This is a genomic window from Aeromonas allosaccharophila (genome assembly GCF_016026615.1).
GTDB lineage: Bacteria > Pseudomonadota > Gammaproteobacteria > Enterobacterales > Aeromonadaceae > Aeromonas > Aeromonas allosaccharophila.
Genome location: NZ_CP065745.1, coordinates 3048075 through 3065405, shown reverse-complemented (window position 1 = coordinate 3065405; position 17331 = coordinate 3048075). Strand labels below are relative to the sequence as shown.

The window sequence follows — 17331 nt, the reverse complement described above, 5'->3', positions numbered from 1 at the left end:
CCCCGTTTTTTCACGGCTGCAGCGGCCTCTTGTTTTACAACGAAAAGAAGGCATAAGACTGCGCTGTCCGGGGATATAAGAACGACAAAGAGGTCATGATGAGTAAAGAAATCAAAACCCAGGTCGTAGTACTGGGTGCTGGCCCTGCCGGTTATTCCGCTGCTTTCCGTGCAGCCGATCTGGGTCTGGATACTATTATCGTCGAGCGTTACTCCACCCTGGGTGGCGTCTGCCTGAACGTGGGCTGCATCCCCTCCAAGGCGCTGCTGCACGTCGCCAAAGTGATTGAAGAAGCCAAGGCGCTGGCCGAGCACGGCATCGTCTTCGGCGAACCCAAGACCGACATCGACAAGATCCGTCTGTGGAAAGAGAAGGTCATCAACCAGCTGACCGGCGGTCTGGCTGGCATGGCCAAGATGCGTAAGGTTCAGGTTGTTAACGGCTTCGGTAAATTTACCGGCCCGAACACCCTGGAAGTGACCGGCGAAGAAGGCAAGACCACCGTGACCTTCGACAACGCCATCATCGCTGCCGGTTCCCGTCCGGTGAAGCTGCCGTTCATCCCCCACGATGACCCGCGCGTATGGGACTCTACCGATGCGCTGGAGCTGACAACCGTTCCTGGCAAACTGCTGGTTATCGGTGGCGGCATCATCGGTCTGGAGATGGGTACCGTTTACTCCTCTCTGGGTTCCGAGATCGACGTGGTGGAATTTGCCGACCAGCTGGTACCGGCTGCCGACAAAGACATCGTCAAGATCTACACCAAGCGTGTGGCCAAGAAATTCAACATCATGCTGGAGACCAAGGTCACCGCAGTTGAAGCCCGTGAAGACGGCCTGTACGTCTCCTACGAAGGCAAGCACGCCCCGGCCGAGCCGGTTCGTTACGACAACGTGCTGGTTGCCGTAGGCCGTGTGCCGAATGGCAAGATGCTGGATGCCGAGAAGGCTGGCGTTGCCGTGACCGAGCGCGGTTTCATCGAGGTGGACAAGCAGCTGCGTACCAACGTGGCGCACATCCACGCCATCGGTGACATCGTGGGTCAGCCGATGCTGGCGCACAAAGGTGTGCACGAAGGTCACGTCGCCGCCGAAGTGATCGCTGGCAAGAAGCACTACTTCGACCCGAAAGTGATCCCGTCCATCGCCTACACCGAGCCAGAGATGGCATGGGTCGGTCTGACCGAGAAAGAGGCCAAGCAACAAGGTCTGAACTTTGAAGTCGCCACCTTCCCGTGGGCTGCTTCCGGTCGCGCCATTGCCTCTGATTGCTCCGACGGCATGACCAAGCTGATCTTCGACAAGGAGAGCGGCCGCGTCATCGGTGGTGCCATCGTGGGTACCAACGGCGGTGAACTGCTGGGTGAAATCGGTCTGGCCATCGAGATGGGTGCTGACGCCGAAGATATCGCGCTGACCATCCACGCTCACCCGACTCTGCACGAGTCTGTGGGTCTGGCTGCCGAAGTGTTCGAAGGCTCCATCACCGACCTGCCCAACGCCAAGGCCAAGAAGAAAAAGTAATTTTCTTCTCAGCTTGGATAAAAAAGCCGCTCGAATGAGCGGCTTTTTGCTATCTGGCCTTCGGAGTCCGGTTAGCAGCGCCCCTTCTTGGCCTGCCCCGGCGGGCAGAAGGTGCCATAGCCACCACTGCCGTCACTGACCCGGATCCGGGTATCGTCCACGCTGACATCCGCCCCGTGTACCCGTACCGGCCCGCTGCTGCAAGCGCCGAGCACGCCCCCCAGCAATATCATTACGATCAGCTTGCCCATAACTCCTCCTCATATTTCCCTGATTATGAGGCATTTCGAGAGCCGCATAACGGCGTTTCAATGGCCGTGCGTCACCGTTTGCCGTGGCTATGACAGAGGGCGCCGCAGCGCCCTCTGGTGAGTCTTCAGGAGTGGGATGACAGACTACAGACGGAAGTTGCCGACCAGCTTGTCGAGTTGACCGGAGAGCTGCTGCAGGCTGCGGCTGGACTCGGTCAGCTGGTGGGCGATGTCGGCGGTCTCCATGGTGAGCTGGTTGATATCTTCCACGTTGCGGTTGATCTCGCCAACCACGCTCGACTGCTCCTCGGTGGCGGTGGCGACCTGGATATTCATGTCGTTGATCTGGGTGATGTGGGCGGTGATCTGGCCGAGGGCGGCGTTGGCCTCATCGGCCTGGCTCACCACCTCCAGACTCTGGTTACGCCCCTGCGCCATGGCGCTGACGGCGCGGGCACTCTGCTCCTGCAAGCGGTTGATCATCCCCTGGATCTCGGCGGTCGAGGCGGCGGAGCGGTTGGCCAGATTGCGCACCTCATCCGCTACCACGGCGAAGCCGCGACCCTGTTCACCGGCGCGAGCGGCCTCGATGGCGGCGTTCAGTGCCAGCAGGTTGGTTTGCTCCGAGATGCTGCGGATGGTTTCGAGGATGCTGCCGATGGAGTCGGTCTGGCTCGCCAGCGATTCTATGACCCCGGCCACCTGCTCAATTTCGCCGGAGAGGCCGACGATGCCGTGGCGCGCCTGCGCCACCACCACAGCCCCCGCATCGGCCTGATCGTTGGCCTGTCTGGCTACTTCGGCTGCCAGCGAAGCGTTACCGGCGATCTCGCTCACCGTGGCACCCATCTCGTGGATGGCCGTTGCCACCTGCACGGTGCGGTCACGCTGTGCAGTACAGTTGTGCTGGGTCAGTTGCGCCTTGTTGGCCACCTCGTTGGCGGTGTCGGCGAGCTGGCGGGAGTTCTCTGCCACCTGCTCGATGGAGCCGTGGATTTTGGCGACGAAGTTGTTGAAGCCGGTGGCGACCTGACTCAGCTCGTCACGCCCCTCCACCTTGAGGCGCTGGGTGAGATCCCCATCGCCGCTGCCCAGCTCCTTGAACAGGCGGGCCAGTTCGTTGAGCGGACGGCTGACCGAGCCAGCCAGCAGCATCCCCATCAGCCCCATGGCCAGCGCAATCACCAGCGAGATCATCAGGATCTCGTTGCGGGTCTGATCCAGCTCGGCATAGATCTCGGCTTGCGGCACCTGGGCCACCAGATACCAGTCGAGCAACGGGATATAGCTGCTGGCCAGTACCATAGGCTCGCCATTGACTTCGGCGTTGATAACGGCAAAGGGGCGTTTGGCCAGCAGGCTGCCGGTATCACCGCTGGCGATGCCGCCCAGCGTATCGCGTTCGATGCGGTTGGCCTCGGGGTGCAGCTTCACCTTGCCGCTGCCATCGACCATAAAGACGATGCCGCTCTCTTCCAGCCGGAAGTTGGCGACCATGGTCACCATGGTATCGAGGGATTTGGCAAAGCCCGCCAGCCCGCGACCGTTGAGCTGCTGGAAGTTTACGAACAGCTTCACCTCGCCGTTGCTCTCGCGGAAGATGCTGAGGGTCATCTCCTTCTGGCTCTTGGTGTAGTCATAGAACCAGGCATCCTGCGTAGGGGTCAGGTTGCGCAGGAAGCCATCCTGGTTGTAGTAGGCGGCACTCTGGCGATCGGCGAAGGAGGCGGTTACCAGACCGTACTGGTTGGCCACATCCTTGAGCTGGTTAATGAGGATCGGCTCCTGCTCTTTGGGCATGCCCCGATCCACCCAGTCGAGAATGAAGCGGTCGGTGGCCAGTTGGCGGGCAGCCTGGGCGATACCGTGGAGATCCTGCTCGATCTCCTTGCTGATCCGTTGGGTCAGGTTGGGCAGCTCCTGTTCGAACATCCGGTTTTCGATCAACTGCTGGGCCGAGCGTTGACTGAAGTAGCCCACCAGCAGGCAGGAGACGACCACCGCCAGGGTGACCGTAGCCAGTATTTTCTGTTTAAGCGTGAGGGTTGCCAGCATAAAGGTGCTCAAAAGGTTGAGGATTGACGACTCTCATATTAGCGGCAGCGCAGCCCCGCCCATGAGGCTGGTGACCCTTTATTTGCGGATTACGTTTGCGCTCACAGCGGCGGCGGCTCGCTCCTCCGGCGTGCAGGCCATTCGGGATACGGATTGCCGGTTGCGCTAACTGCCCGGCCCCTTATAGTAGAGGCCATCCTTGGTGACTGACCCTCTGAATAATATGGAAAATATGATGCGCAGCTTAGGTGCGGGATGGACCCGTCTGCTTTTGGTGATGCTGGCGGCCTGCCCGCTGCTGGCCATGGCGGCAGCAGGGGAGCGCCCGAAAATTGCGGTGGTGCTCAGCGGCGGCGGCGCCAAGGGGTCGGCCCATATCGGCATTCTCAAGGTGCTGGAGCAGAAACGGATCCCGGTCGACATCATCGTCGGTACCAGCATGGGCTCCTATGTGGCGGGCATGTACGCCATGGGGCTCAGTGCCGAGGAGGTGGAGCGCATGACGCTCGCCATCGACTGGAACAAGGGGTATCAGGACAAGGTCGGTCGTGACGAGCTGTCGCTGCGCAAGAAGCAGCAGAACGAGCAGTATCAGCTGCGTACCGACATCGGGGTGAATGGCGACACTACCCAGCTGCCGGACGGTTTCTTTCAGGGGCAATCCATGGCCAGCCTGCTGCGTGGGGCTACCTCCAACCTGCCGGTGCAGGAGAGTTTCGACGATCTGCCGATCCCCTACCGCGCCATGGCAACCGACATGGAGACGGTGACGCCTTTCGTGCTGGATCACGGTAGTCTGGCCAAGGCGATGCAGGCTTCCATGTCGATCCCCGGCGCACTCAAGCCGGTGGAGTGGGAGGGCCACATCCTGGCGGACGGCGGCAGCGTCAACAACATGCCGGTGGATGTCGCCAAGGCGATGGGGGCCGACGTGGTGATCGCGGTGGATATCAGCGCCAAGTTGCGCACCCGTGAATCCCTCAAGTCAGGGTTGGCGATGATTGACCAACTCACTACCTATATGACCCAGGTCGGCACCGACAAGCAGAAGGCGCTGATGGGGCCCAAGGATATCCTGCTCGCCCCCGAGTTTGGCGATATGGGGATCGCCGACTTTACCCGGATGCCGGAGGGGATCAAGTTGGGTGAAGCAGCGGCGGACAAGGCGTCGCTGCAACTCGACCGGTTATCGCTCACCAAGGCGCAGTACAACGCCTATCGCAACCAGAAGCTGAGCCGCCGTGCCGAGCGCAGCGGTCAGCCCGCCTACTTCATCGACAAGGTGGAGATCATCAACAAGTCGCGCCTCTCCGACGAGACGGTGCGCGCCATGCTGAAAGTGCGGCCAGACAAGATCCAGACCAACGAGAGCCTGGAGGCAGGCATTCGCCGGCTCTATGCGCTGGAGTCGTTCGATCGCATCACCTATGAGGTGGAGGAGCGCGACGGGGAGAACGTGCTGGTGGTGGATGCCAGCGAGAAGAACTGGGGGCCGGGCTACCTCAACTTCCAGTTCGGCTTCTCCGACGACTTCGAGAACACCTCCAACTACAACGTCGGCATGTCCTATACCCTCACCAACGTCAATGACTGGGGGGCCGAGTGGTTGACCGAGGCGTCACTGGGCACGGCCAAGCATATCAAGACCGACTTCTATACCCCGCTGGAACCCTCCCAGACCTTCTATGGCGAGGCGAGCCTGGCCTATGACCAGACCCAGAGAAGCCTCTTCAACCCGGATCCGGACGATCCGCTGTTCACCTATCTCGATGCCGAGTACTCCTTCTTCAGCGCCGATCTGGCGGTAGGCTGGAATCGTCAGCCCTGGAGTCGCCTGTCGATGGGGCTGGAAGGGCAGACAGGCAGTATCGAGATCAAGAACGTCAAAGAGCTGCAAGGGGATGCCACGGCATGGGGGCCCTATGCCCGCTTCGAACACGACACCCTGGACAGCAGCTATTTCCCCTATCAGGGGGTCAAATGGGATGTGAAGATGGGCTACTCCCACGTCAATCTGGATGGGGATGGCTTCCAGGCCTCCCGTAGCGAGGGGTGGAACTATCGCCTCTCCATGGTCAAACCCTGGTCCTGGGACAGACACAGCCTCAACCTGATCCTCGATGGTGGTGGCTCGGGCAGTGAAGAGAGCATCCCGCTCTATATCCAGGATCTGGGGGGGCTGTTCCACCTCTCCGGTTTCCAGCGCTACCAGCTGAGCGGTCGCTACAGCCTGTTTGGCGGCCTGCGCTACATCTATCGGGTGGCGGACAACGACTTCGGTGCCCTCAAGGTGCCGCTCTATCTCGGTGGATCTCTGGAGCAGGGCGGGGTCTGGAACAAGGGGGCGGATATCAGTCTGGATAGCTCGTTTACCGCCGGTTCTGTGTATGTCGGGGTGGAGAGCTTCCTCGGCCCGGTGTTCCTCGGCTACGGCATGGCGGAGGGGGGCAATGACGTCTTTTATCTGCAATTGGGCAGTACGTTCGAATAATGCCGAATTGATGCTAATTTGTTAACTATGGTTGTGGCTGGCCAATTAATTTTCAAAAAATACCAGTCTGTTTAATTGGTTACGATTTTGTGGTGAATAAGTGAACAGGGTTTGGATTTTAATTAGTCGTTAAAACTTATATAGTGGGGAGCACCCTACGGGGTGTCCCGCAAGGACGATCGCCGCGAGCCTGGGCGAACCCCAAAAAAAGACCAAAGAGGAATTAGTCGTGCTTGAAACATACCGTAAACACGTCGCAGAACGTGCCGCCGAGGGCGTGGTTGCCAAACCTCTGGATGCAGAGCAGGTCGCCGCCCTGGTCGAACTGCTCAAGAACCCGCCCGCTGGTGAAGAAGATTTTCTGAAAGAGCTGTTGTCCTCCCGTATTCCCCCCGGTGTTGATGAAGCGGCCTATGTCAAAGCCGGTTTCCTTACTGCCGTCGCCAAGGGCGAAGCCCACTCTCCCATCCTGACCGCCGCGCAAGCCGTTGAGCTGCTGGGCACCATGCAGGGTGGTTACAACATCCAACCGCTGATCGACCTGCTGGACGATGCGACTTTGGCTCCTCTTGCCGCCAAGGGCCTCTCCCACACCCTGCTGATGTTTGACTCCTTCCACGACGTGGAAGAGAAGGCCAAGGCGGGCAATGCGCACGCCAAGCAGGTGATGCAATCCTGGGCCGATGCCGAGTGGTTCCTCTCCCGCCCTGAACTGGCCGAGAAGATCACCGTCACCGTGTTCAAGGTGACCGGCGAAACCAACACCGACGACCTATCTCCTGCGCCGGACGCCTGGTCCCGCCCGGATATTCCGCTGCACGCGCTGGCGATGCTGAAGAACGCTCGTCCAGGCATCACTCCTGACAAAGACGGCGCCATTGGCCCCATCAAGACCATCGATGCGCTGAAAGAGAAAGGTTTCCCGCTGGCTTACGTGGGTGACGTGGTCGGTACCGGCTCTTCCCGTAAATCTGCCACCAACTCGGTGCTCTGGTTTATGGGCGATGACATTCCGTTCGTGCCGAACAAGCGCGCCGGTGGCGTTGTGCTGGGTGGCAAGATTGCCCCTATCTTCTTCAACACCATGGAAGATGCCGGCGCCCTGCCCATCGAGGTGGACGTTTCCAAGCTGGAAATGGGTGACGTCATCGACATCTACCCGTTTGCCGGCAAGATCTGCAAGCACGGCACCGAGCAGGTGCTGGCGCAGTTTGAACTGAAAACCGACGTGCTGATCGACGAAGTGCGCGCCGGTGGCCGTATTCCGCTGATCATTGGTCGCGGCCTGACCGACAAGGCCCGCGAAGCGCTGGGTCTGCCGTTCTCCACCGTATTCCGCCGCCCGCAGCCGGTGGCCGATACCGGCAAAGGCTTCACCTTGGCCCAGAAGATGGTGGGCAAGGCGTGTGGCGTGAAAGGCATCCGCCCGGGTACTTACTGCGAACCCAAGATGACCACGGTCGGCTCCCAGGACACCACGGGCCCGATGACCCGCGACGAGCTCAAAGATCTGGCCTGTCTCGGCTTCTCCGCCGATCTGACCATGCAGTCCTTCTGCCACACAGCGGCCTATCCCAAGCCCATCGACGTGCAGACCCATCACACCCTGCCGGACTTCATCATGAACCGCGGCGGTGTCTCTCTGCGTCCGGGTGACGGCGTCATCCACTCCTGGCTGAACCGCATGCTGCTGCCGGATACCGTGGGTACCGGTGGTGACTCCCACACCCGTTTCCCCATCGGCATCTCCTTCCCGGCGGGCTCCGGTCTGGTGGCTTTCGCCGCCGCTACTGGCGTGATGCCACTGGACATGCCGGAATCCGTGCTGGTGCGCTTCAAGGGTGAGCTGCAACCGGGCATCACCTTGCGTGATCTGGTCCATGCCATCCCCTACGCCGCCATCCAGAAAGGGCTGCTGACCGTCGAGAAAGCAGGCAAGAAGAACATCTTCTCCGGCCGTATCCTCGAGATCGAAGGTCTGCCGACCCTGAAGGTAGAGCAGGCGTTCGAGCTGGCTGACGCTAGTGCCGAGCGTTCCGCCGCAGGTTGCACCATCAAGCTGGATAAAGAGCCGATCATCGAGTATCTGAAGTCCAACATCGTCATGCTGAAGTGGATGCTCTCCGAAGGTTACGGCGACGTGCGCACCATTACCCGCCGCATCAAGGGGATGGAAGAGTGGCTGGCCAACCCGACCCTGATGGAAGCGGACAAGGATGCCGAGTACGCCGAAATCATCGAGATCGATCTGGCCACCATCAAGGAGCCAATCCTGTGTGCGCCGAACGATCCGGACGACGCCCGTCTGCTGAGCGACGTGGCTGGCGACAAGATCGACGAGGTGTTCATCGGTTCCTGCATGACCAACATCGGCCACTTCCGCGCCGCCGGCAAACTGCTCGAGAAGTATCAGGGCGAGCTGCCGACCCGCATGTGGATCGCGCCGCCTACCAAGATGGACAAGGATCAGCTGACCGAAGAGGGCTACTACGGCATCTTTGGTCGCGTCGGTGCCCGCATCGAGATCCCGGGTTGTTCCCTCTGCATGGGTAACCAGGCGCGGGTTGCGGAAGGGGCCTCCGTGGTCTCTACCTCCACCCGTAACTTCCCGAACCGTCTGGGCAAGGGGGCCAACGTCTACCTGGCCTCTGCGGAGCTGGCCGCTGTTGCCGCCATCCTCGGCAAGATCCCGACCGTGGCGGAGTACCTGCAGTACGCCAAGGCGCTGGATGCCACTGCGGCAGATACTTACCGCTACCTCAACTTCAACGAGATCGCCTCCTACACCAAGAAGGCCGATGCGGTGATCCTGCAGCAAGCCGTTTAACGGAGTTCTTGCGCGATTTGCGCGATAAGAAGCCAATAATGCCGCGTATTTACGCGGCATTATTTATTTGTGTGTTATTCACCGTCTTTTTTGAAGATTGTTTGCACGATCCTTGCTAGAGAGATCCAACCACCTGCTTGGTGGTTCGTTTTATAAACGCTTTGGGTTATGTTGTTCGGTTATGTGCGGTAATGATGGGGCATCGTTATCGAGGGAAAGTGGATATCTGTTCACTGGGTGCTTGCGTTGGCTGGCCCGACGAATTGCGGCGTGGTTCTTTATGTTTTTGTTCAGGATCGATCTTTCCCGAACCCGGTTACGCTTCGGCGGCGCCTTGCTGGTCTTCGTCCTGCCACTGCTGGCGGGCGGCTGGATCATCCACAGCAACTATATGCAGGATCTGAAAGCGGACTCCAGCGCCTCGGCCCACAAGGCCAGAACCCTGCTGGAGGCGATGCTGGATCATGCGGAACAGGCCAATCGCTCGGTATTGCCACTGGTCAATGCGCCCTGTGACGAAAACCTGCTGGTATTGCGCAAAAAGGTGGCCATCGAGCCCTTTCTGCGTTCGGTCAATCTGGTGCGCGACGGCATCATCAGCTGTACCTCCCTGTTCGGCGCGGTGAGTGATGCCGATGACAGGTCGATCTATACCGGCAATAAGCTGTTGCTGATGAGTGGCAATCGGGTGCGGCAGAATCACCCGTTGATAGTGGTGCGAACCAAACAGGGCAGGAATGCCGCATTGAGCGCCATCGACAGCACCCAGCTCAGCTTCATGCTCTCTCTGAGTGGCAAGTCCAGCGCCCTCTATCTGCAGGTGGGGTCGGCCTGGCTCGACGCGTCGGGTCGCTATCTCAATGAAGCGCCCACCCTGCATCGCAGAACCAGTCTCGCCCTCGGCTCATCCCATTATCCTTTCACCATTCACGCCGGTTATGCCATGCCGATCTACTGGAAATCGCTGTGGGACGCCAGGCATCAGGCGCTGCTGTGGTTGGCCGCAACCTCTACGCTGCTGGCCTGGCTGGTGTGGTGGGTGCTGGGGCGCCCCGGCTCGCCGACGGATGAGCTGCGACGTGCCCTGCGAGCCAAGGAGTTTGTTCCCTATCTGCAGCCGCAGATTGCCAGCCACGATGGCAAGATGATGGGGGCAGAGGTGCTGATGCGCTGGCAACATGCCAATGAAGGGGTGATCCGGCCCGACCTCTTTATCCCGCAAGCGGAAGAGTCGGGACTGATCGTCCCCATGACCACCCATATCATGAAGCTGGTTGCTACAAGGTTGAATCGGGTTCAGGCGCAGTTGCCCGATGGCTTTCATATCAGCTTCAACATCAGCGCGGCCCATTGCCACGATTTTGCCCTGCTGGCCGAGTGCCGCACCTTCCTCGGCCACTTTGCGCCGGGCAAGGTAGTTCTGGTGCTGGAGCTGACCGAGCGGGAGCTGCTGATGTCCGATCCCCAGACGCTCTCCCTGTTTCGCCAGCTGGACGAGATGGGGGTTAAACTCGCCATCGACGACTTCGGCACCGGCCACTCCAGCCTGGCTTACTTGCAGCAGTTTCATGTGGATTACCTCAAGATCGACAAATCTTTTATCGCCCGCATCGGCACCGAGTCGCTCTCGGAACATATCGTGGACAACGTGATCGACCTGGCCACCCGACTCGGACTGGCGCTGGTGGCGGAAGGGGTGGAGACCGAACGTCAGGCTGATTACCTCAGGGCCAAGGGGGTCGATTATCTGCAGGGCTACCTGTTTGCCCGCCCAATGCCGTTGCGCCAGTTTTGCGAGGAGCTGCTGGCGCAGGAGGCTTCGCCAGTCGAGGGGAGGCTTGAGCCAGCCTGAATCAGCCTTGCCACTGTGGCGGCATCGCGACCTGTGCCGCCGCAACTCGCCCTGTTATCAAGCCCCGGCAAGTGCAGGGGCTTTTTTGTGTAGCCTAAAACGACGGGTCAGGCAGAGAAACCGCCATCAATAGTCAGGCTGGCGCCAGTGATATAGCCCGCTTCGGGCCCTGCCAGATAGGCGACGAAGCTGGCGATCTCCTCATCCTTGCCGTAACGGGCCAGCGCTATCATCCCCTTGAGCTGCGCCGCCGATTCCCCGTCAGCCGGGTTCATATCGGTATCAACCGGGCCTGGCTGCACGTTATTCACCGTGATGCCCCGCGGGCCCAGATCCCGTGCCATGCCCTTGGTCAAGCCGACCAGTGCCGATTTGCTCATGGCGTAGACAGCCCCTCCCGCCATGGGGATGCGGTCAGCATTGGTGCTGCCGATGTTGATGATGCGCCCCCCCTTGCCCATATGGTGAGCCGCCTCCTGACAGGCCACGAACACGCTGCGGATGTTGACCGCCAGGGTGCGATCGAGGGCGTCCATGGTCAGCTCTTCAATGTTGCCCCATACCAGCACCCCGGCGTTGTTGACCAGGATGTCCAGTCGACCAAAGGTAGTGACGGTTTGGCGGATGGCGTGCTGAACGGCCACGGCATCTGCGCTGTCGGCCCGGATGGCCAGCGCTTTGCCGCCAGCGGCTGTGATGGTCGCGACTATCTCCTCTGCCTTGCTGGTCGAGGAAACGTAGGTGAAGGCCACGGCGGCACCGTCGCGAGCGAGGCGTTTTACAATGGCGGCGCCGATGCCGCGCGAACCACCTTGTACGAAGGCAACTTGTCCACTGAGGGGTTTAACGGTCAACATCTGGTCTCTCCTGTCTGGTGATAAAACAACGTCTGAGCGAGTCGGGAACTAAGGCTCTCTGGGTCACCCCAAGCCAGGGATGGCGTTGAATGAACCTGTTTACAGTGTGATTGATTCCTTGGGATTGATTAAGTAGCTATTATTCCAATCTCTATTTCCCTCAAGGACCGAGTCGATGGCAGAGCAGGACCCTTTTCTGAGCGTCAGACACTTTGTCGCCGTGGCGCAGGCGGGCAGTTTTACCGCCGCCGCATTGGCGCTGGGGCTGACCGGTTCGGCGTTGAGCAAGAGCATAGTGCGGCTGGAGGCGCGACTGGGGGTCAAGCTGTTGCACAGAACAACCCGTCGGGTGAGCCTGACCCTGGAGGGGGAGGCATATCTGGCCAGCTGTCTCCAGGCCATCCAGGTGCTGGAGGAGACGGAACAGAGCTTTGCATCAGGAAAACAGAGCCCGTCGGGGCGCGTGCGCATCGATCTGCCCGCTGCGTTTGGTCGCAGGCATGTGCTGCCGATCCTGCTGGAACTGGCGGGCAAGCATCCACAGCTGGATCTGTCGGTGAGCTTCAACGAGCGTAAGGTTGATCTCATTGAGGCCAACATCGATCTGGTGGTGCGGATTGGTGCGCTGGAAGATCAGGCCGATCTCGTTGCTCGCCGCTTGGGGGAGCAGCTGCTGGTCATCTGCGGGGCGCCCGCCTATCTGGCACGGCGTGGGGTTCCTCTTACCCCGGATGAGTTGTCACGGCACGACTGCATCATCGACTGGCGCTCTGGACATCGTCATAGCTGGCTGCTCCGCAACGGGGCGGGGAAAATGGAAGATTACGATATCCCGGTACACTACGAGATGGGGGATGGCGAAGCCGTACGAGCAGCGGCGCTGGCTGGTCTTGGGCTGGTTCAGGTACCGACCTGGCTGGTCAGGGAACAGCTGGACGCGGGATCGCTGGTCTGTGTGCTCAATGACCAGTCTGGTGGCGAGATGCCGATCAACGTTATCTGGGCCAGGAGTCAGCACATGCCGCTCAAGGTGCGTATCGTGGTCGATGCCTTGTTGCAGGCGGCGCAAGAGCATGGCAGTGGTTTTCGGGCCCGCTGAATCTGTGTCGTCACTGTCCAGCGGCCACACGCGAGGCAGGGATGCAGGTGGGGCCCGCGAGGTGTCGTGACCTATTTGCTCAGGGATTGCAGCCAGTTCGCCAGCTTTTCATGGGGGCTGCCGGGAATGGGCGGCGCGGGGGCGAGCAGGTGATAGCCGGTGCCATCCGGGATGAATCCTAGCGGGGCGGCCAGCAGGCCGGCGGCGACATCGTCGCACACCAGTCGGTAGGGGCCGATGGCGATGCCAAGGCCCGCCACGGCGGCCTGCAGGCTGAAGTAAAAGTGTTCGAAGGTCTGGGTCGGCGCCTCATCGCTTGCACTCAGCCCGGCCTGTTCCAGCCAGCTTTGCCAGGCGGCGGGACTGGTCTTGGTGTGCAGGCGGGGGGCAGAGGGGCGCAGCGCTGGCAGCCCTCCTTGTGGCTCGAAAAACTGCGCCACCTTGCCCGGCTGACAGACTGGCCCGGTCTGCTCCTCAAACAGCAGCTGGCTGTAAAGGTCATCAGGCCAGTGAAAGTCGTTGCGCCGAATGGTGAGGTCTATGCCGTTGCCAAAGCTGAGGGCGCCACCGCCCGCCATCAGATGCACGTCCAGCTCGGGGTGCAGGGCTTGAAAGGCGGGCCAGCGCGGGATCAGCCAGCGCATCAGCAGGGAGGGTTCGCAGGAGATGACCAGTGACTGGGGCTTGCTCTGCTGGCGCAGTGACTGTGCGGTCTGGCGGATGCCACCTAAACCCTCTCTGACCGCCTGATAGAGCCGCTCGCCCGCCTCGGTCAGAAAAACCCTGCGCTGGCGCCGTTCGAACAGCCTGATCCCCAGATCCTCTTCCAGCAGGCGTACAGCACGGCTGACGGCACCGTGGGTGAGGTGCAGCTCATCGGCGGCGCGGCTGAAGTGCTCGGTGCGGGCCGCCACCTCGAAACAGCGCAGTGCCGTCAGGGAGGGGAGGGAGAGGTCTTTCTGTGAGTTATTATCACCATTCATGTCAGAAGTTATCGTTCGTTATTGGTGTTGATGCCAAATAAAATAGCCGATATCTCTCTGCATCAGGACTCTTTTTCATGACCGAACTGTTAGCCGTAGTGGCCATTACCTTCTTTGCTGTCATCAGCCCGGGGCCCGATTTTGCCATGGTGTCGCGCAACAGCCTGCTGCTCTCCCGTCGCACCGGCGTGCTGACGGCGCTCGGCATTGCCGCCGGGGTCTGTGTTCATGTGACCTACACCCTGCTCGGGGTGGGCCTGCTGATCCAGCAGTCGCTCTGGTTGTTCAACCTCATCAAGCTGGCGGGGGCCGCCTACCTGATCTTCCTCGGCATCAAAATGCTGCGCGCCAAACCGGCGACAGATGAGGTGCTGGTCGCTCAGCCCGCTCTCTCCAGCCTGAGGGCACTGCGCACCGGTTTTCTGACCAATGTGCTCAACCCCAAGACCACCATCTTCATCGTCAGCCTGTTTATGCAGGTGGTGCAGCCGCAGACGTCGCTGGCGGTTCAGCTCGGTTATGGCGCCTTTATCGTGCTGGCCCACGCCGTCTGGTTCAGCGCAGTGGCGATCTTCTTCTCCACCGACTCGGTGCGGGGTCGGCTGTTGGCGGTGCGCCACTGGATTGATCGGGTGTTTGGCGGGCTGCTGGTCGGATTCGGCATGCTGCTGGCATTGACTCAGCAGACACGTTGAAGCTCGGGGAGAGACCTTCTCCCCTATTCCCCCTCTAGTGCAGGGGCTTGTTTTCCATGCCTTGTGACTCGCTTTTCGGTAGAATCAGCGCTCATTTTGACGTCAGTAAAAGATGAGGCGCGGTATGACGGTTCAGTTCCAGGCATTTCACAGCATCAAGGCGATCGGTAATCGGGAGGTGCTGTTCAACTGGTCGAGAACCAATCCCCTCGGGGCGCTGGATCAGGTGTGGCGCCCGAAAACCCGCGACCAGTTGCAAGCGCTGCTGCGGGAACATCCCGAGCGCAAGCTGCGCCTTATCGGCTCCGGCCTCTCTTTTGAACCCATTCACAGCGTCTATGCCGAAGGCAGTCAGGCGCTGCTGGTGGATTTGCACCACCTGCGTGGCCAGTTGGCTCAGACCGCCGATACCGTCACCTATCAGGCGGGGACGCCGCTCGATACCGTCTATGCCGAGCTGATTGCCATGGAGCGGATGCTGCCCGCATCCCCCGGTGTTATCGGCATCCAGACCCTGGGCGGCGCGCTCAGCACCGGCACCCACGGCCAGGGGCTGCATCAGTCAGCCCTGTGCGATGCGGTAGAGGCGATGACGGTGATGCTGGCCAATGGCGAGATTATTCGGGTGGATCGCACCGACCCGCGCTTCGGCGCCTTCGTGATGGGCATGGGCATGCTCGGCATATTGCTCGACGTGCGCCTTCGCACCGTGCCTAACCGCATCATGCGCTGCACCAAGTTCACCACCGATTACCCCTTCCTCTTGGAGCACAACGAGCGGCTCAACCGCGAGCATGGCTTTGTGAAGAGCTGGTGGTTTGCCTGGACCGGCGAGAGCCACATCTGGCTGGTGGACCCTGCTTCCGATGACGAGGTGGCCCGTTACCGCGCCGGCGGCAGCGAGCCGCTGCTGCTGGAGGGCGATATCGACGCCCGCATGAATGCCACTATTGATGCCACTTTGCAGAAGATGGCGAAAGATACCAAGGATGAGGCGCTGGCTGGCGAGCACTTCGAGACGGTGCGCCGCTTCAAGGATGCCTCCGATCTGGTGGGCAACGTCTACCAGATCCTCTGCAAGGGGATCCCGGCCCCCCAGATCAACTGCGAGGTGGCGGTGCCGCTTAATCGCATGAACGAGGCACTGGAGACCCTGCAAGCGTGGCAGCAGGCCAACCCGGGCGTGTTGCACTACCCCTTTATCCTGCGTTGCACCGGCCCTTCCGAGGCCTGGCTCAGCGCTGCTTATGGCCAGTCGGTCTGCTGGATCGGGTTTCTGGTCTATCTGGCGGCGGACGGCACCTTCGTCAACGGCTCCATGGAGCAGATGCGCGAGCTGCAGCAACTGCTGGCGCCCCTTGGCGGCATCCCCCACTTCGGCAAGCATCTGGCGATGGATCTCTACGATTTCCCGGCCCTGCTGCCGCGCTGGAACGACTTCGTGGCGTTGAAAGCCGAGCTCGACCCCCACGGCCGCTTTGAAAACCGCTGGCTCAGCGACCTGTTTGCCAACCGGTAAGGACTCGACATGACCGATATGCAAGATACTCGTATCCCTGTGACCCTGCTGACCGGCTTTCTCGGTAGCGGCAAGACAACTCTGCTCAACCACTGGGTCAAGCAGCCGGAGCTCGGTGAGTGTGCGGTACTGATCAACGAGTTCGGCTCGGTGGGGCTGGATCACCATCTGGTGCAGCAGGTAGACGAGCAGGTGATGTTGCTCGACTCCGGCTGCATCTGCTGCTCGGTGCAGGGTTCTCTGGTGGAGGCGCTGCAGGGACTGTTTATGAAGGCCATCCAGCGCAAGATCAAACCGTTCAAGCGGCTCATTATCGAAACCACAGGTCTGGCAGATCCGGCCCCCGTTCTGTTTACCCTGCGCGAAGAGGGTTTTATCGCCCAGCGCTACCGCTTCGATGGCACCGTCACCGTGGTGGATGCCGGTCATATCGAGCAGCAGTTGGCGGCCCAGTATGAAGCGGTGAAACAGGTGGCGCTGGCGGATCTGCTGGTGGTGAGCAAGGGGGATTTGGTTGATAGCGAGCAGTTGGCGCGGGTCGAAGCTCAGTTGGCGGCACTCAACCCCGCGGCCCCGATCCAGCAGGTGACCAATGGCGAACTGTCGCCAGCGGTGCTGGAGAAGCTCGGCGCCTACAACGAAGCGGCGGGGCGCGATGTGCGCCAGCTGCTGGCCTGGTTGCGCACCGAATCCCCCAAGCAGGGGCTGGCGTCACCGATGCAGCCGAAGATGCAGCCGTTCGCCGCCAAGGTGGGCACAGCGGCGCCCACCCACTTCGAGCACGGTAGCGCTTTTGCTCACAACAATATTGAGAGTTTCTCTTTGCGTATCGGTGAGCCGCTCAAGCCCTCGCGTCTGCTGGCTGCCATCGATGCGGTGCAGGCGCAATATGGCGATGCCCTGCTGCGGCTCAAGGGGATCTTGCAACTGGAAGGGGAGAGTCAGCCGGTGGTGATCCACGGCGTACACGGCCAGCTCTATCCGCTGCAGGCATTGGGCGACTGGCCGGAGGGCAAAGCTCAGTCCCGGCTGGTGTTTATCGTGAAGAGTCAGGACAAGGCGGGGATAGAGCGGCTGTTCCTTGATACGCTCAAGGCCCCCGAGCCTACTCTGGAAGAGCGGCTCAAAACCATGCTCGGCCAACCGGACGCCTGATATGCTGAAATGACCCGCTTT

Annotated in this window: 12 protein-coding genes; 8 read left to right on the top strand and 4 right to left on the bottom strand. The window is 60.7% G+C overall.

Annotated elements, in window-relative coordinates:
* The first annotated feature begins 98 nt into the window (after positions 1 to 98).
* Positions 99 to 1526 (top strand): dihydrolipoyl dehydrogenase, encoded by a 1428-nt coding sequence (lpdA, locus tag I6G90_RS13905; RefSeq protein WP_042655690.1) that lies wholly within the window; start codon positions 99 to 101, stop codon positions 1524 to 1526.
* 71 nt (positions 1527 to 1597) lie between these two features.
* Here lpdA and I6G90_RS13900 read toward each other — a convergent pair whose 3' ends face one another.
* Complete coding sequence (locus I6G90_RS13900; protein WP_182938382.1) at positions 1598 to 1777, bottom strand: hypothetical protein; 180 nt, start codon at positions 1775 to 1777, stop codon at positions 1598 to 1600.
* A 144-nt stretch (positions 1778 to 1921) separates the two neighbouring features.
* Positions 1922 to 3832: a methyl-accepting chemotaxis protein gene (locus I6G90_RS13895; RefSeq protein ID WP_075112924.1), complete on the bottom strand. Its 1911-nt coding sequence runs from the start codon at positions 3830 to 3832 to the stop codon at positions 1922 to 1924.
* A 235-nt stretch (positions 3833 to 4067) separates the two neighbouring features.
* Here I6G90_RS13895 and I6G90_RS13890 point away from each other — a divergent pair, with 235 nt between their 5' ends.
* The 3 genes from I6G90_RS13890 to I6G90_RS13880 all read left to right on the top strand — a co-directional run bounded on the left by I6G90_RS13890 (position 4068) and on the right by I6G90_RS13880 (position 11002).
* Positions 4068 to 6323 (top strand): patatin-like phospholipase family protein, encoded by a 2256-nt coding sequence (locus I6G90_RS13890; RefSeq protein ID WP_182939800.1) that lies wholly within the window; start codon positions 4068 to 4070, stop codon positions 6321 to 6323.
* Between the two features lie 229 nt (positions 6324 to 6552).
* The gene (acnB, locus tag I6G90_RS13885; protein WP_197927977.1) at positions 6553 to 9150 is read left to right on the top strand and encodes a bifunctional aconitate hydratase 2/2-methylisocitrate dehydratase; all 2598 of its coding nucleotides are present in this window, start codon (positions 6553 to 6555) and stop codon (positions 9148 to 9150) included.
* Positions 9151 to 9430: 280 nt separating this feature from the next.
* Positions 9431 to 11002: an EAL domain-containing protein gene (locus tag I6G90_RS13880; RefSeq protein ID WP_197927975.1), complete on the top strand. Its 1572-nt coding sequence runs from the start codon at positions 9431 to 9433 to the stop codon at positions 11000 to 11002.
* 107 nt (positions 11003 to 11109) lie between these two features.
* On the opposite strand, the gene I6G90_RS13875 is transcribed toward I6G90_RS13880, so the two are convergent.
* Positions 11110 to 11859 (bottom strand): 3-oxoacyl-ACP reductase family protein, encoded by a 750-nt coding sequence (locus tag I6G90_RS13875; RefSeq protein WP_197927973.1) that lies wholly within the window; start codon positions 11857 to 11859, stop codon positions 11110 to 11112.
* Positions 11860 to 12034: 175 nt separating this feature from the next.
* On the opposite strand from I6G90_RS13875, the gene I6G90_RS13870 reads away from it, so the two are divergent.
* A complete protein-coding gene (locus tag I6G90_RS13870) occupies positions 12035 to 12958 on the top strand; it encodes a LysR family transcriptional regulator (protein WP_197927971.1) in 924 nt (307 codons plus the stop codon).
* Positions 12959 to 13029: 71 nt separating this feature from the next.
* On the opposite strand, the gene I6G90_RS13865 is transcribed toward I6G90_RS13870, so the two are convergent.
* On the bottom strand, positions 13030 to 13941 hold the full coding sequence (locus I6G90_RS13865) for a LysR family transcriptional regulator (RefSeq protein WP_197927969.1): 912 nt from the start codon (positions 13939 to 13941) through the stop codon (positions 13030 to 13032).
* Between the two features lie 77 nt (positions 13942 to 14018).
* Between I6G90_RS13865 and I6G90_RS13860 the strand changes: the two genes are divergently transcribed.
* The 3 genes from I6G90_RS13860 (at position 14019) to I6G90_RS13850 (ending at position 17310) form a co-directional block, all read left to right on the top strand.
* The gene (locus I6G90_RS13860; protein ID WP_197927967.1) at positions 14019 to 14636 is read left to right on the top strand and encodes a LysE family translocator; all 618 of its coding nucleotides are present in this window, start codon (positions 14019 to 14021) and stop codon (positions 14634 to 14636) included.
* A gap of 124 nt (positions 14637 to 14760) precedes the next feature.
* Positions 14761 to 16155 carry a D-arabinono-1,4-lactone oxidase gene (locus I6G90_RS13855; RefSeq protein WP_197927965.1) on the top strand — a complete coding sequence of 465 codons (1395 nt, stop codon included), beginning with the start codon at positions 14761 to 14763 and terminating at the stop codon, positions 16153 to 16155.
* A 9-nt stretch (positions 16156 to 16164) separates the two neighbouring features.
* Positions 16165 to 17310, top strand: coding sequence for a CobW family GTP-binding protein (locus tag I6G90_RS13850; RefSeq protein ID WP_197927964.1), 1146 nt, complete (start codon positions 16165 to 16167; stop codon positions 17308 to 17310).
* Positions 17311 to 17331 lie beyond the last annotated feature (21 nt).